Genomic DNA, 2,039 nt, shown 5'->3' on the forward strand with positions numbered 1-2,039 from the left:
GACAGGTGGTTTCCACTGAGGTAAAAATTATGGCTGTTATCCTGACCCCAACAAAAACGGCAGCGATCAACCCTCTAAAGTTGTCTCAACCATTGGGCGCTGCCTTGGCCTTCCTGGGCGTCGATGGTGCGCTGCCAATACTCCATGGCAGCCAGGGATGTAGCAGTTTTGCACTGGTGCTGCTCGTGAGGCATTTCAAGCATATGGTCCCGCTGCAGACTACCGCAATGGACCAGATCGCGACGGTGGTGGGCGGCGCGGATTTTCTCGAGAAAGCTCTCGTCAAGCTAAAAGCTCGCACGTGGCCGCGGCTGATCGGAATCTGCACCACCGCCGTGGCAGAAACTCGCGACGAAGATATCGCAGGTGATATCATCAACGCCAAAGGAGCGCGCCCGAGAAAACTCATTGATACTGAAGTGGTCCTCGCACGCACTCCCGACTTCGCAGGGGCGATGGAGGAGGGATGGTCGAAGGCTGTTACGGCTATGATCGAGGCAATCACGCTGCCCGGGACGCAGGACCGCGACCCGGCGAAGGTTGTGATCCTGCCCGGCTCAAACATGACAGTTGCCGATGTAGAGCATCTGCGGGAAACGGTTGAGAGCTTCGGCTTAACGCCCCTCATTTTGCCTGACGTATCCGGCGGGCCTGACGAAGCTGTCCGCGATCGATGGATTCCGATCGCACGCGGTGGCGCGAAGGTGGAGCATATCCGCGACCTCGGGGCGGCAACACAATGCATCGCCGTCGGCGAACAGATGCGCCGATCGGCTGAAGCTTTGCAGGGTCTAACTGGATTGCCATACGTGATGTTCGGATCTCTCACGGGCCTGATTAACGCCGACCGTTTCGCCTGGCTCCTTGCAGCGATTTCGCACGACAACACGCCGGCGGCTGTCCGTCGTGGCCGCATGCAGTTGCAGGAGGCGATGCTCAGCGGGCATTTTCATTTCGCAGGAAAGAAGGTCGCCATCGCGTGCGAGCCCGACCAGCTCTTGCAGTTCGCCCAACTCTTTATCGGCATGGGGGCGGTCATTACAGCCGCGGTCACTACGACCGGGGACTCGAAGGCGCTGCAAATAGTACCAACCGATACGGTCAAGGTGGGTGATCTTGGTGACTTGGAACAGCTCGCCGCGGACGCTGATCTACTCGTCACGCACTCCCACGGTCGACAGGCCGCCGAACGCCTCGCAGTTCCGCTGATGCGAGTTGGTTTTCCTGTCTTCGACCGCATAGGCAGCCAGCATAAACTGAGCATCCTTTATCGAGGAACCCGCGACATAATCTTCGAAGTCGCCAACATAGTCCAAGCCACCTACGATGAGCCGCCCGCTCGCGCACCTCCCGAACTCGTATCATAAGGTGAGCATCGCGCTACCTTTCATCGGTCATGAACTCATCCTCATCTGGAGTGTCGCCGGGCCGTGATATCTTACTCGCAGCCACTTGAAACTGAAGAACTAGGAGGTCGAGCGCTGAGAAACATTACCACACCCAAACAGGTTCTTGAGGTGTTTCGCGGTCTAAAGCGTGCATCACATCGAATTCGGCAATGTATCAACTCATGTGCCCGCCGGCGCTAAACTCTAGTAAAGGAAAGATCATGGCATCCGTGAAAGTCGATATCAATAACTTCCAGTCGGAAGTTCTGGAATCCGCAGAACCCGTCGTCGTCGATTTCTGGGCCGAATGGTGCGGCCCGTGCAAGATGATCGCTCCGATCATCGAAGAAATCGCCGTCGAGATGGAAGGCAAGGTCAAGGTCGCCAAGCTGAATATCGACGAGAACCCGGAACTTGCTGCACAGTTCGGTGTGCGCTCCATTCCGACCCTAGCAATCTTCAAGGGCGGCGAAGTTGCCGATATCTCGGTCGGCGAAAAGCCGAAATCCTTTTTCGTCGACTGGATACAACGAATGGTAGCTGATTGCGGATGACGCAAAGCACAAGCGGAGCGATGGGCGGCYGCCAACCGGCGGCCGTCCAAGGTTTGTCGCAGGCTCCGACTTCTGAGCAAGTCGACCCAACATGAGC

General features: G+C 57.2%; 2 protein-coding genes. Both read left to right on the plus strand.

What is annotated here, in order from left to right:
- Positions 1–29 precede the first annotated feature (29 nt).
- Positions 30–1,367 (plus strand): nitrogenase iron-molybdenum cofactor biosynthesis protein NifN, encoded by a 1,338-nt coding sequence (gene nifN, locus AC1D1Z_RS36820; protein WP_477853746.1) that lies wholly within the window; start codon positions 30–32, stop codon positions 1,365–1,367.
- Positions 1,368–1,609: 242 nt separating this feature from the next.
- Positions 1,610–1,942, plus strand: coding sequence for a thioredoxin (trxA, locus tag AC1D1Z_RS36825; protein ID WP_032491853.1), 333 nt, complete (start codon positions 1,610–1,612; stop codon positions 1,940–1,942).
- The last annotated feature ends 97 nt before the right edge of the window (positions 1,943–2,039 follow it).

The organism is Rhizobium sp. P1_E1, assembly GCF_056406015.1.